Annotated in this window: 2 protein-coding genes; both read right to left on the reverse strand. The window is 77.0% G+C overall.

Annotation, left to right across the window (positions count from 1 at the left end):
- Window positions 1-21 precede the first annotated feature (21 nt).
- Window positions 22-9,681 (reverse strand): SDR family oxidoreductase, encoded by a 9,660-nt coding sequence (locus ACBI99_RS21710; RefSeq protein WP_375073260.1) that lies wholly within the window; start codon window positions 9,679-9,681, stop codon window positions 22-24.
- Entirely contained in the window at window positions 9,678-14,741 is a 5,064-nt protein-coding gene (locus ACBI99_RS21715; protein ID WP_375073262.1) for an SDR family NAD(P)-dependent oxidoreductase, read from the reverse strand. The genes ACBI99_RS21710 and ACBI99_RS21715 overlap by 4 nt, the downstream gene beginning before the upstream one ends.
- Between the last annotated feature and the right edge of the window lie 11 nt (window positions 14,742-14,752).

Below are 14,752 nucleotides of genomic sequence, written 5' to 3' on the forward strand. Positions count from 1 at the left end.
CCGCTCCTTCAGGTTGGGGTGTCACCGGCCGCGTCTGCGGGCGGCGGAGGCTTCGAGCCCGGATCTGCGCAGCTGCGCGCGGACCTGGCTGCCGCCTGGGTCGGCGGCCGCGGGCGCCGTGCCGGAGGCCAGGGCCTCGGCGGTGCCGGCGAGCGCGGCCACGGTGGGCGACTCGTAGAGGATGTGCGGCGGCAGCTCGGCCAGCTCGAACGCGCGGCGGACCGCCGCCACGATCGAGACGCCGAGCAGGGAGTTGCCGCCGAGTTCGAAGAAGTTGTCGTGCACGCCGACGCGTTCCAGCCGCAGCGACTCCGCCCAGATCGCGGCGATGGTCTCCTCGGCGTGGCCGGACGGCTCCTGGTAGGGGGTGAGCAGTTCGGGGCGGGGGTGCCGTTCGCCGCCGGTCCCGCCCAGGCCGGGCGAGGTCACCGCCTCCAGGGTGAAGCGGGCGCTGCCGGCGACGAGGGTGGGGAAGTCCTGGGTGGAGACGACGACGCGCGGCTCGCCGGTGGCCAGGGCGCGCCGCAGGGAGCGCCAGCCGTCGTCGAAGCCGATGCCGATCCTGGCCCGGTTGTCGCGGAAGAAGTCGCGCAGCGCCTCCTCGTAGCCGTCGAGCCCGGCCTCCCAGGCGTTCCACGTCCATTCGCCCCAGCCGATGGCGACGACGCGGCGGCCGGTGGCGGCCAGCCGGCAGGCGTAGGCGTCCAGGTAGGCGTTGGCGGCGCAGTAGTCGACCTGGCCGGGGCCGCCGCCGGTGGCGGAGGTGATGGAGGAGAACAGGGCGAGGAAGTCGAGCGGGATCTCGCCGGGTTCGCCGATGCGCAGCGCCTCGGCGACGGCGTGGACGCCGCCGACCTTGGGGGCGAGCACGTCGTCGAGCTCCTCGGGCCGCTTGAACTGCATGAGCCCCATCGCGGGGACCCCGGCGGCGTGCAGGACGCCGTGCAGCGCGCCGAATCTGTCGAGGGCGGCGTCGACGGCGCGGCGCACGTCGGCGGCGGAAGCCGCGTCGCCGGTGACGAGCTCGACCTCGGCGCCCGCCTCGATGAGGGCGGTGACCTCGGCGACGCGCCGCCTGGTGGTCTCCCCGGCGTGCCGCTCGCCCGAGAGGACGGCGGGCCATTCGGCGCGGGGCGGCAGGCCGGTCCTGGCGAGCAGGACGAGCTTGGCGGCGCGTTCGCGGGCCAGGTGACCGGCCAGGCCGAGGGCGATGCCGCCCAGGCCGCCGGTGATCAGGTAGACGCCGCCGTCGCGCAGCGGGTCGGGGGCGTCGGGCACGGGCATCGGGTCGTAGCCGGGCAGCCAGCGGCGGCCCCGGCGCAGCGCCACGGTGCGGTCGCCGTGCGGGCGGGCCAGCTCGGCGGTGAGCGCGTCCAGGTCGGTCGCGGCCGGGTCGCCGGGCAGGTCGACGAGGCGGGTGGTCACGCCGGGGTACTCCAGCGGGATCACCAGGCAGGGTCCGGCCAGGGTGGCGCCGGACGGGTCGGCGACCTCCTCGCCGAGCACCTGCTGGGTGCCGGAGACGGCCACGTCGAGCGACCAGCCGCCGATGCCGGACTCGCCGGCGGCGCGGGCGAGCGCGACGAGCGTGTGCAGGCCGCGCGTGACGGTGACCTCGTGCGGGCCCGGCTCCAGCGACCACAGGTGGACGACGCGCTCCAGCGGCCGGCCGGCGGCGCGCAGGTCGCGCAGCAGGGCGAGGAGGTCGTCGACGCTGCCGGGCCGGACCGTGTGGCCGTCCGGGGTCGCGGTGTAGGCGTCGCCGGGGCGGACCAGGGTGACGGTGGCGCCGGTGGCGGCCAGCCTGCGGGCGGCCTCGTCGGCCAGGCCGTCGCGGGTGAACACCAGCCAGGAGCCCGGCTGAGCGGCGGCGGGCGCGGGGGCCGCGGTCTGCCGCCACACGGGCAGGTAGAGCCACCGGTCCTCGGGCAGCTTGGGCAGCCCGGCGACGGCCTCGAACAGGTCCTCCGGCTCGGCGGCGACGGCCTTGGCGCGGGCGGGCGGGTCGATCCAGTGGCGCTGCCGCTGGAACGGGTAGGTGGGCAGCGGGATCCGGCCCGGTGCCCCGGCCGCGCCGCCGTCGCCGCCGTCGCGGCCGTGGTAGGCGTCCCAGTCGAGGGTGACGCCGCACAGCCACAGCCGGGCCAGGCAGCCGGCCAGCGTCTCGTCGCCGGGGGTGCCGTCGCTCGCGGCGGGCATGGTGTGGGTGATCAGCGGCCACCGCTCGGGCGGGCAGCCGGTCGCGCGGACCAGCGCGCCGAGCGACTGTCCCGGCCCGATCTCCACGACGGCCAGCTCCGGGTCGGCGAGCAGCCGTTCCGCGCCGTCGGCGAACCGCACCGTCGCGCACATGTGCCGCGCCCAGTAGCCGGGGTCGCACACCAGCGCGGCGTCCGCGACGTCGCCGGTCACGTTCGACACGTATGGCAGCGCGGGCGGGTTGAGCGTGACGTTGGCCTTGACCCACTGAGTGAGGTCGTGGGCGGCCGGTTCGAGCATGCGGGAGTGGAAGGCGTGGCTGGTCTCCAGGGGGCGGCACGGGATCTCGGCGGCGCGCAGCTCGGCGGCCAGGGCGGCGACGGGCTCGGCGGGGCCGGCGACGACGGTGACCTGGGGGCCGTTGACGGCGGCGACGTCCAGGCCGCGCTCCTCCAGCCGGAAGCGGCGGGCCAGCGCGGCGGCGGGCATCGAGACGGCGAGCATCGACCCGCCGGGCAGCTCGGCGATGAGCTTCGCCCGGTGGGCGACGAGCGCGACGGCGTCCTGGAGGGAGAGCACGCCCGACAGGCAGGCGGCGACGTACTCGCCGAGGCTGTAGCCGAGCATGATCTCCGGCTGGACGCCCCACGCCATGAGGGTGCGCGCCAGCGCGTACTCCACGGCGAACAGGGCGGGCTGGGCGAGCTCGGTGCGCGCCAGCGTCGCCGCCCGCGCCCCGTCCGGCCCGCCGCCGGAGGCGGTCTCCCGGCCGAGGAGGGCGGCCAGGCCGGGGGCGGTGGCGCGGTCGCCGGTGAGCAGGTCCGCGACGCCGGTCACGTCCATGACGCCGGCCAGCGCCGCCAGGCAGTCGTCGAGCGCCTGGCGGAAGGCCGGCTCGTGGCGGTGCAGGTCGGCGGCCAGGCCCGGGTACTGCTCGCCGACGCCCGCCAGCAGGAAGGCGACCCGGCGGCCCTGCGCGGTGTCGGTGCGGGAGAGCAGGCCCGCGCCGCCGTCCAGCGCGGCCGCCGCGCCGGCCGCGCCGGCGGCCACCAGCGCGCGCCGGTGCTCGAACGTCTTCCGCCCGGCTTGCAGCGTGTACGCGGCGTCGGCCAGCCGGACGCCCGGCTCGGCCGCCAGGTGCCGGCCCAGCCTGCGGCACGCCTCGTCGGCCGCCGCGGCGGCGCGGGCCGACACCGGCAGCACCTGGTAGCGGCGGCCCTGCGGCTCGGCGTCGCGGGAGACGGCCGGGGGCTCCTCGATCACCATGTGGACGTTGGTGCCGCCCATGCCGAGCGAGTTCAGCCCGGCGATGCGCGGGCGGCCGTCACGGGTCCGCCACGGCGACAGCTCGGTGTTGACGTAGAACGGGCTCGACTCGAAGTCGATCTCCGGGTTGGGGCTGGTGTAGTGCAGGCTGGCCGGGATCACGCCGTCGCGGATCGCGAACGCGGTCTTGATCAGCCCGCTCGCCCCGGCCGCCCGGTCCAGGTGGCCGACGTTCGTCTTGACCGACCCGATCGCGCAGTAGCGGCGCTCGCTGGTCGGGCCGAAGGCGCGGGCGAGCGCGGCCACCTCGATCGGGTCTCCCAGCTCGGTGGCGGTGCCGTGGGCCTCGACGTAGCTGATGTCCTCGCCGGTGACGCCGGCGTCGGCCATCGCGTCGGCGATCACCCGCGACTGGCCGACGACGCTGGGCGCGGTGTAGCCGACCTTGAGCGCGCCGTCGTTGTTCATCGCCGTGCCGCGGATCACCGCCCAGACGTGGTCGCCGTCGCGCAGCGCGTCCGGCAGCCGCTTGAGCAGGACGGCGGCGGCGCCGTCGCCGAACATGCTGCCCTTGGCCCGCGCGTCGAACGTGCGCACGTGCCCGTCGGGCGACTCCTGCCCGCCCGGCCCGTACAGGTGGCCGACGCGGTCCGGCACCCGGATGGAGACGCCGCCCGCCAGCGCGAGCTCGCACTCGCCGTTGCGCAGCGACTGCACCGCCAGGTGCGCGGCGACCAGCGACGTGGAGCAGAACGTCTGCACGGCGACGCTCGGCCCGTGCAGGTCGAGCAGGTACGACACGGTCGTGGGCAGCGCGTCCTTGTCGTTGCCCATGATCACTTCGAAGTCGCTGAAGCCCGCCTTGCCGCCCGCGCCGAGCAGGTGGTCGGTCATCCTCAGCAGGTAGGTGCTGATGTTGGCGCCGCCGAACACGCCCACCCGGCCCCGCCGCTCCGGCGCGGCGTAACCGGCCTGCTCCAGCGCCTCCCAGCACACCTCCAGGAACGCCCGCTGCTGCGGGTCGGTGATGGCGGCCATGCGCGGGCTCATCCCGAAGAACGCCGCGTCGAAGCCCCCGACGTCGTCCAGCACCGGCCGCGCCGGCACGTACGCCGGGTCGCGCACCTGCTCGGGGTCGGCCCCGGCGGCGAGCAGCTCGTCCTCGGAGAAGAACGTGATCGACTCGACGCCCTCGCGCAGGTTCCGCCAGAACGCGTCCACGTCCGGCGCGCCGGGGAAACGGCCCGCCATCCCGACGATCGCGATCCGCCGGTCCTCGTCCTCGGTGACGCGCTCCACCCGCGCGGCCCGTACGGGCTCGGCCTGCGGCGCGGCGGTGGAACGGCGCTCGTCGAGCACGGCGGCCAGCGTGGCGACCGTGGGCGCCTCGAACAGGGTCACCGTCGGCACCGCGATCCCGTGCCGCTTCTTCACCAGCGCCAGCATCTGCAGCGCCACCAGGGAGTTGCCGCCGAGGTCGAAGAAGTTGTCCCGGGTGCCGACGGGCTCCACGCCCAGCACCTCCGACCAGAGCGCCGCCAGGTCCCGCTCGGCCTGCGTGATCGGGGCCGTGTACGGCTGGGGCAGCTCGGGGCGGGGGAAGCGGTCGCCGCTCCCGGCCGCCTCCGGGCCCGGCGCGCTCATGGCACGCGGGAGCCGGTCGTCGAGACCGCCCGCGGCGACCACGACGTGCGGGGCGGCGCCGGCCCGGACCCGGTCGAAGGCCGCCAGGGCCTCCTCCGCCGTCATCGAGTGCGCCGCCATCGCCGCGCCCAGGCCGCCCTCGATGCGGTCGAGCGTCACCGCCCAGGTGTCCCAGCTCGCGGCCGTCCACCGGGTGGCGCCGCCGTGGTGGCGGTGGGCGATCGCCGTCAGCGCCGCGTTCGCGGCGGCGTAGCTGCCGAACGTGATGCCGCCCAGCAGCGACGACGTGGAGGCGAACAGCACGCAGAAGTCCGGCGTCAGCTCCGTGCCCGCCAGCGCCTCGGCCAGCGCCAGCGCGCCGCCGACCTTGGCGTCGAAGTGCCGGGCCACCGCGTCCGCGTCCAGCTCGCGCAGCGGGCGGAACGTGTCGGGCGTGGTCACGGCGGCGGCGTGCACGACGCCGTCCAGCCGGTCCAGCCCGGCCAGCAGCGCGCGCACGGCGGCCGGGTCGGTGACGTCCACGCGGGGGGCGCTCACCTCGACGCCCAGCTCCCGCAGCGCGTCGACCGCGTGCCGCCGCGGGTGGGCCGGGTCGTCCGGCACGCCGCCCCGGCTGGCCAGGACCAGCCTGCCCGCCCCGGCGCGGGCCAGGTGCCCGGCCAGCAGCAGGCCCACGTCCCCGAGCCCGCCCGTCACCAGGTACGTCCCGCCCCGCCGCACCGGGGCCCCGTCCGCCGGGGTGGCGTCGTCGGGGGTGTAGGCGCGGGTCAGGCGGGTGCCGTGGCGGTAGGCGACGAAGACGTCGCCGGGCGGGGTGCGGAGTTCCGCCTCCAGCGCCTCGGCCACCTCGGCGGCGTCCGCGTCCCCGGCCACGTCCACGGTGGCGCAGTCGAGGTTCAGGTACTCCTGGTTGGCGACCATCGGCAGCGTCGCGGCGGCGGCCATCCCCGGGTCGGGGCGCTCCCCCGCGGCCACGGCCTGCCCGCCGCGCGTCACGACGATCACCCGCGCCGCCGTCTCGGCGGTCGCCTCCCCCCAGGCCGCCAGCATCGCCGCCACGGGCAACACCGCCCCCCGCCCATCCCCTCCGATGACAGCGGCCCTCTCGGAGAGAGCACGCCCGTCGGGGGTGGCGGCCCTTTCGGGGAGTGCACGCCCTTCGGAAGTGGCGGCCCCTTCGGGGAGCGCCCGTCCGTCGGGGGTTGCGGGCTCGTCGGTGGTGGAGGGGTCGGGGGTGCGGGAGGTTGCGGTGGTGTCGGGGGTGGTGTGGTGGGCGTTGCCGCCGTCGGGGCCGGTGCCGTCGCGGCCGTCGCCGCCGTCCGGGCCGACCTCGCCGTCCTGTCCGTCGCGGTCGTCGCCGCCGTCCGGGCCGGCGCCGCCGTCGGGGCCGGGGGTTCCGGCCGGGACGGTGGGGGATGCGGCCCCGTTCGGGAGGCTGGGTCCGTGCGCCAGGACCGCTTCGCCGTACGGGACGGTCCCGCCGTACGGGGTGGCGGGGCCGGTCGGCGGGGTGAGGAGGCGGAGGTCGAGGATCGTGAGGCCGTCCGTCGTGAGGCGGGTGGCGAGGGTGGCGGGGTCGGCGGGGTCGAACGTGCAGCCGTCGGGGGTCTCGGTGAAGGCGTCGCCGGGGACTGCGGTGACGACGTCGGCGCCGGTGGCGCGCAGGGTCCGGGCGAGGGTGTCGCCGGCGCCGCCGGGGCCGTCGGTGAGGAGGACGTAGCGGGTGGCCTGGAGCTCGGACGACGCGGGCGGGGCGGGGGTCCAGCGGGGGGACAGCAGGGACACGTGCCCGGCCCGGGGCGCGGCGTCCGCCGGGAGCTCGGCGGCGGGCGAGGCGGCGGCGGGGAGGGCGGCGGGCGGGTTCACCCAGAAGCGCTCGCGCTGGAACGGGTAGGTGGGCAGCCCGACCTTGGCGACGGGCCGGTCCTGCCGGTAGCCGGCCCAGTCGACGGGGACGCCCGCGAGCCAGAGCCGCCCGGCGGCCTCGGCGAGCACGGCGCGGGCGGGGCGCGGGTCGGCGGCGCCGGGCAGGGTGGCGACGACGAGCGGCCAGCGGTCCGGCGGGCAGTCGGCGTGGCCGCGCGCCATGGCGCCCAGCGACTGGCCGGGCCCGATCTCCAGGAGCGCGGGTTCGCCGTCGTGCCGCAGGAGGGTGCGCAGCATGTCGTGGAAGCGGACGGGCTCGCACATGTGGCGGGCCCAGTAGGCGGGGTCGGTGACCTGCCCGGCCGTGGCGATCTCGCCGGTGACGTTGGACACGTACGGGATCTGGGGCGGGTGGAGGGTGACGTGGGCGGCGATCCACGCGGTGAGGCGGTCCCGGAGGGGTTCCATCATCGCGGAGTGGAAGGCGTGGGTGGTGGCGAGCGGCCGGCACGGCACCGCGTCGGCCTCCAGGAGCGCCCGGGCGGCGGCGACGGCCTGCGGTTCGCCGGACAGGACGGTGAGCTCGGGGCCGTTGATCGCGCCGACGCCGACGCCGGTGATGCCGGCGCGGCGGATGCGGTCCAGGACGTCGGCGGCGGCCAGCGGCACGGCGGCCATGGCGCCTTCGGGGAGTTCGCCGATGAGGCGGGCGCGGTGGGTGACGAGGGCGACGGCGTCGTCGAGGGTGAGCACGCCGGCCAGGCAGGCGGCGACGTACTCGCCGAGGCTGTAGCCGGCCAGGATCGCCGGCTCGACGCCCCACGACCGGACGAGCGTGGCGAGCGCGTACTCGACGGCGAACAGGGCGGGCTGGAGCGTCTCGGTGGGGGTGGCGGCGGGCTCGGCGGTGCGGCCGAGCAGGGCGCCGAGCCCGCCGCCGGAGCCGGGGCCGGGGCGGGGGGCGAGCAGGTCGGTGAGCGGGTCGGCGCCGTCCATGAGGCGGCGCAGCCGGGTGCGGCACTCGTCGAGCGCCTCGCGGAAGACGGGCTCGGTCGCGTACAGGTCGGCAGCCATGCCCGGGTACTGCTCCCCGGCGCCCGCGATGAGGAAGGCGGCGGGCCGGTCGGCGCGGGTCTCGGCGCGGCCGAGCGCGGCGCCGCCCGCCAGCGCCTCGGCGGCCTCGGCCGGGGAGGCGGCGACGAGCATCCTGCGGTGGCCGAACTGCTGCCGTCCGGCCTGGAGGGTGTGGGCCACGTCGGCGAGCCGGAGCTCCTGTCCGTCGGCCGCGAGGTGGGCGGCGAGCCGGGCGGTCATCTCGTCGGCCGCGGCGGCGGTGCGGGCGGACCAGATCAGCGGTTCGGGGCGCGGCTCCTCCTCGGTCCTGGGGACGAGCGGCGCCTCCTCCAGCACCACGTGCGCGTTGGTCCCGCCGATGCCGAACGCGCTCACCCCGGCGCGGCGGATGCGGCCCGCCTCGCGCGGCCAGCCGCGCAGCCGGGTGACGACGTCGAGGCGGGCCTCGCCGGTGCCGAGCTGCGGGTTCGGCTCCGACAGGTGGAGCGTGGGCGGGATCTCGTCGTGCCGCAGGGCGAGCGCCGCCTTGATCAGGTTGGTGACGCCGGCGGCCCGGTCGAGGTGGCCGACGTTCGGCTTGACGGAGCCGATCAGCAGCGACCGGCCGCCGTACACCTGCTGGAGGGCGGCCAGTTCGGCGGCGTCGCCGAGTGCGGTGCCGGTGCCGTGCGCCTCGATGTAGTCGATGTCGCCGGGTTCGAGGTCGGCGGCGGCCAGCGCCTCGGCCATGACCGCGGCCTGCCCCTGGACGCCGGGGGCGGTGAAGCCGACCTTGCGCCCGCCGTCGTTGTTGACGGCCCAGCCCCGGATGACGGCGTAGATCTGGTCGCCGTCGGCGAGCGCGTCCTCCAGCCGCCGCAGGGCGACGACGCCGACGCCGCTGCCGAGCGGGCTGCCGAGTCCGCGCGCGTCGAAGGCGCGGCACAGGCCGTCGGGCGGCGCGATGCCGCCCTGCTGGTAGAGGTAGCCGACGCGGTGGGGCACGTTGACGGCGACGCCGCCGGCGAGCGCCAGGTCGCTCTCGAACCCGGCCAGGCTGGAGGCGGCGGCGCACACGGCGACGAGCGAGGTGGAGCAGTAGCTCTGCACGCCGTAGCTGGGGCCGGTCAGCCCGAGCGTGTGCGCGACGCGGGTGGTGAGGGAGTCCTTGTCGTTGGCCAGGCCGACGGCCAGGTCCCCCATGACGGCGGTGATGCCGCTGGGCAGCAGGTTGTTCTGCATGTAGGAGCTGTGGGCGCAGCCGCCGAACACGCCGATGGCGCCGTCGAACCGCGTGGGGTCGCAGCCGGCGTCCTCCAGCGCGGCCCAGCTGTGCTCCAGGAACAGCCGGTGCTGCGGGTCGAGGATCTGCGCCTCCTTCGGGCTGATGCCGAAGAACGCCGCGTCGAACTCCTCGACGCCGTCGATGACGGGCGCCGCCTTCACGTACGCGGGATCGTCCAGCAGGTCGGCGGGGACGCCGGCGGCGCGCAGCTCGTCGTCGGTGAAGCGGGTGATCCCCGAGTCCCCCGCGCGGATGGCGGACCAGAGTTCGGCGACGCCGGGAGCGCCGGGGAACCGGCCGGACATGCCGACGATCGCGATGTCGGTGCCGGCTCCTTCGATGTCGTCGATCACGTCTTGGGTCCTCATTTCCGGTTGCTGGAACGGGCCCGGCGCCGCCGCTGCCCCCGTGCGGAACTGGTGGAGAGCGCCTCCTGGGCGCCCTGGTCGCCGCCGCCGTCCAGTGCGGCCGTGAACGCGGCCACGGTGGGGTGCTCGAACAGCACCGCGGGCGCGATGGGGCGGCCGAGGTCCTTCTCGATGGCGAGCACCATGGCCATGCCGGTCAGGGAGTTGCCGCCGAGGTCGAAGAACGGGTCGTGCACGCCGACGCCGTCGATGCCGAGGTAGGCGCCCCACAGGTCGGCCATCCTGGCCTCGGCCTCGGTCCTGGGCGGCGCGTAGTCGGTGCGGAGCCGGGGGCGGGGGAAGCGCTCGCCCTGGGGGGCGGCCGTGGCGAGCAGGCCGTCCAGGTCGAGCATGCTCGTCCACGACGCGAGCACGTCGCGCAGCGGCTGCCTGACGGCCATGACGCTGCCGTGGCCGCCGGCCACGATCCGGTCGAGGAGCGCGCATCCGGCGTCGTCGGCGAACCCGTAGCGGGCGCGGTAGTCGGCGACGCGTTCGGCCAGGCCGCCGCTGCCCTTGAGGTTCTCCGACTGCCACACGTCGTGCTGCCAGGGCCCCCAGGCGACGGAGACGACGCGGGTGGCGGGCGCGGCGGCGGCCAGGGCCTCGCCGTAGGCGTCGAGCACGGTGTTGGCGGCGCAGTAGTCGCCCTCGCCGATGCCGCCGAACGCGGTGACGGCCGAGGAGTAGAGGACGAGCAGCTCGGGCCGTTCCTCCTCGGGGGTGCCGGGGCCGGTCAGCTCGGCGAGCGGGCCCATCGCGTACACCTTGGGGGCGAGCACGCGGGCCGCCTCGGCGGTGGTGCGGCGTTGCAGCAGCCCGCCGGCCGGCAGGCCGGCGGCGTGGATGACGCCGTGCAGGCGGCCGAACCGTTCGCGCGCCCGCCGCAGGGCGGCGCGCAGCTCGTCCGGCACGCCCGCGTCGGCGGTGAGGAGCAGCACCTCGGCGCCCGCCGCCGTCAGGGCGGCGACGTCGGCGTCGCCGTCGGGGAGCGGGGTGCGGGCGAGCAGCGCCAGGCGGCGGACGCCGGCGCGTACGAGGTGCCGGGCCAGGGCCAGGCCGAGGCCGCGGGTGCCGCCGGTGATGAGGTAGGCGCCGTCCGCCCGCCACACCGGCGTCCCCTCCGCGCCGGGCCGGTCGGGGATCGGGGCCCAGCCGCGTGTCCAGCGGCGGCCCCGGCGCCAGCCGGTGAGCGGGTCGGCCGACTCGGGCGTGTCGCCCGCGCCGGGCTCGGTGAGCAGCTCGGCGGCGAGCTGCTGCGCGGTCCCGGCGGGCGGCTGCGGCTCGCCGGGGTCGAGGTCGACGCCGCTCCACGTGAGGTTCGGGTACTCGTGGCGGACGGCCCGGCCGAGCCCGTGGGCGAGCGCCTGGTGGGGGGCGGTGGCGTCGCCGCCGAGGATGTCGGCCGCGCCCCGGGTGACGGTGAGGAGGCGGGCGGGCCGCTCCCCCAGTGCCTGTACGGCCAGCATCAGGCTGTCGAAGCCGTGCCCGACGGCGGCGCGCAGGTCGTCGTCGCCCGTGGCGGCGGGGGTGGCGAGGCTCCACAGGTGCGCCACGTGCACGGGCCCGTCGCCGTGCCCCGCGAAGACCTCCGCGTACTGGGCGGGGTCCGACGGGTCGATGGTGAGGCGGCGGCCGTCGCGGTGCGGCCCGGTCCCGGGGACGACCTCGACGACGCGGACGCCGGACGCGGCGGCCAGGTCGGCGAGCGCGCCGCCGACGCCGCCCGGGTCGGCGAACACCACCAGCGGGCCGGGCAGCGCGAGCCCGGCGGGCGGGGCGGCGGCGGCCGGGTCGCGCCGCCACAGCGGGGCGAAGAGGTGGTCGGCCGGTCCGGCGGCCGGGGCGGGCTCGGCGGCGACGGGCTGCGCCGTCGTCTCCGGCCAGAACCGGGTGCGCTGGAAGGGGTACGTGGGCAGGTCGGCGACGTGCCCGCCGCCCGGCCTGGCCGCGTCCCAGTTCACCGGGGCGCCCAGCTCCCACAGGGTGGCGCAGGTGGAGACGAGGTCGCCGTGGGGCTCGGGGCTCGCGTTCCAGTGGGGGGCGAGCGTGCCGAGGACGGCGGTCCGGCCGCCCGTCAGGTTCTGCCGTACGAGGCCGCCGAGCGTCTGTCCCGCGCCGAGCTCGACGAACGCCGACACGTCCTCCTCCAGGCAGTGCCGCACGCCGTCGGCGAAGCGGACGGTGCTGACGAGCTGGTCGGCCCAGTACGAGGTGCTCGTGGCCTCCTCGGCGGTCAGCGGGCGGCCGGTGAGGTTGGAGACGATCGTGATGTCCGGCGGGCGGCGCGTCACCGTGTCGAGCACCGCGGCGAGCTTCTCGCGGGCCGGCTGCAGCAGCGTGGAGTGGAACGCGTGCGCCGACCGGAGCGGGCGGCAGGCCAGGCCGGTCGCGGCCAGCGCGGCCGTCGCGGCCTCGATCTCGGCCGGCAGGCCGCTCAGCACCGTCATGGCGGGGCCGTTACGGGCGGCGACGTCCACCTCCGCGCCCGTCCCGGCCAGCACCTCCAGGACGCGGTCCTGCGGGGCCGCCACCGCCACCATGCGGCCGGCGGGCACCGCGCTGATCAGGTGGGCGCGCTCCACGACCACGTGCAGGGCGTCCTCCAGGGTGAACACCCCGGCCAGGCAGGCGGCCACGTACTCGCCGAGGCTGTAGCCGACCAGCAGGTCCGGGGTGACGCCCCAGTGGCGCAGGAGCCTGGCGAGCGCGTACTCGACGGTGAACAGGAACGGGTGCGCGATCGCCGCCTGGTCGAGCGGGTCGTGGGCGTCGCGCGTCTCCCCCGACCGGCCGAGCAGGGCGGCCAGGTCGCCGTTCGCGGGGGCCGCGGTCGCGCCCTGCGGGAAGAACTGGGGGCGCAGGTCCACGCCGGAGCGGCGGCGTACGAGGTCGACGCACTGGTCCACGGCCTCGGCGTACACGGGCTCGGCGGCGTACAGGTCCCTGCCGAGTCCCGCGTACTGGTCGCCGACGCCCGGCAGCAGGAACGCCAGGCGGGGGCGGCGCTTGACCCGGTGGCCGTCGCCCGGAGCCCGCAGCCGCGCCACGGCGTCGGCGGCGTCGTCGCAGACGAGGGCGCGGCGGTGGTCCAGCTCCGCGCGGCCGGTCTGGAGCGTGTGCGCCACGTCCGCCAGCCCGGTCCCGGGGCGCGCCTCCAGCCAGGTGGCCAGCCGCTCGGCCTGCTCCCGCAAGGCCGGCCCGCTCGCCGCCGACAGCGGCAGCACGTACGGCGCCCCACCCCGTCCGCCCACGGCGGCCTCCCCCTCCCCGGGACCCCGCCCCTCCCCGGGGCGCCCCCCCTCGAGGTGAGCGGCCCCTCCGAGGGGCGTGGCCCCTACGAGGGAGGCGGCCCCTCCCCCGGCGGCGGGCACCGGCCCTCCGTCCGAGGCCGCCCTTCCGAGAGGGGTGCCCGCGGAGATGGGGGCCGGGCCGTCCCCTCCGGCCGAGGCGGCGACCCCACCGGAGTGGGCGTCCGCTCCGGCGCGGAAGGCCCCTCCGCTGGAGGTCCCTCCGAGGGGCGTGCTCGCTCCGGTGGGGGCGGGGGTTGCGGGGTGGGTGGGTCCTGCGGTGGGCGCCGCTGCTCCGGCGTACGCGAGGGTGGTCGCTTCCGGCTGGGGGGAAGGGTGCGGAGGGGCGGCCTGGAGGATCAGGTGGGCGTTGGTGCCGGAGAGGCCGAAGGAGCTGACGCCGGCGAGGCGGGGGGCGTCGTCGCGGCGGGGCAGCGGCACGGGTGCGGTGACCGGCTGGACGGTGCCGTCGGCGGGGATCGCGGCGGCCGGGGTGGTGAGGTTGAGGCTGGGCGGGATGAGCTCGTTCTCCAGGATGAGCACCGTCTTGATGAGCCCGGCGACGCCGGCGGCGGCCTGGGTGTGGCCGATGTTGGTCTTGACGGCGCCGACGCGGAGGGGCCGGTCGGCGCTCCGGCCGCCGAAGACGTCGTGGAGGGCGGACAGCTCGATGGCGTCGCCGAGGTGGGTGCCTGAGCCGTGCGCCTCGACGTAGTCGATCTCGCCGGGGGTGACGCGGGCGGCGGCGAGGGCGCGGGTGATCACGTCGGCCTGGGCCTTGCGGCTGGGCGCGGTGAGCCCGTTGCTGCGCCCGTCCTGGTTGACGGCGGAGCCGCGCAGGACGGCGCGGATGCGGCGGCCGTTGGCGAGGGCCTTGGAGAGGGGTTCGAGGACGACGAGGCCGCCGCCTTCGCCCATGACGTAGCCGTCGGCGGACTCGTCGAAGGTCTTGCACCGGCCGTCGGCGCACATCATGAGCCCGGCGCACGCCTGGATGTAGAGGGTGGGGTGCAGCGACAGGGACGCTCCGGCGGCGAGGGCCAGGTCGCACTCGCCGCGGCGCAGGGCCTGGGCGGCGAGGTGGACGGCGATGAGCGAGGAGGAGCAGGCGGTGTCGACGGTGAGGGTGGGCCCGATCAGGTCGAGCTGGTAGGCGATGCGCCCGGCGGCGACGCTGGGGATGGCGCCCTGGCCGAGGTACGGGTCGGACAGGGCGTCGCGGCCCTGGCGTTCCATCTGGAGCCGCCCGTACTGGAGGGTGTCCATGAAGCCGACCATGACGCCGGTGCGGCTGCCGCGCATGCGGGTGGGTGACAGCCCGGCGCTCTCCAGTCCTTCCCAGGCGAGTTCGAGGAGGATGCGCTGCTGGGGGTCCATGCGGAGGGCTTCGCGGGGTGACAGGCCGAAGAACTCGGCGTCCCAGCCGGCGACGTCGTCGAGGAAGGTGCCGTAGCGGGTGTAGATGCCGCCGGGGGCGCGCGGGTCGGGGTCGTAGTAGTCGTCGATGTCCCAGCGGGCGGACGGCACCTCGCGGACCGCGTGGCGGCCGTCGCGCAGCAGGTCCCAGTAGCCGTCGGCGGTGCCGGCGCCGCCGGGGTAGCGGCAGGCCATGCCGATGACGGCGATGGGCTCGTCGTGGCGCTCCTCCACCTCGGCGAGCCTGCGGCGGGTCTGGGCCAGTTCGACGGTTGCGCGTTTGAGGTAGGCGCGGAGCTTGTCCTCGGTCCCCATCGGTCGAGCCT

Source organism: Nonomuraea sp. ATR24 (assembly GCF_041950485.1).
GTDB lineage: Bacteria > Actinomycetota > Actinomycetes > Streptosporangiales > Streptosporangiaceae > Nonomuraea > Nonomuraea ceibae.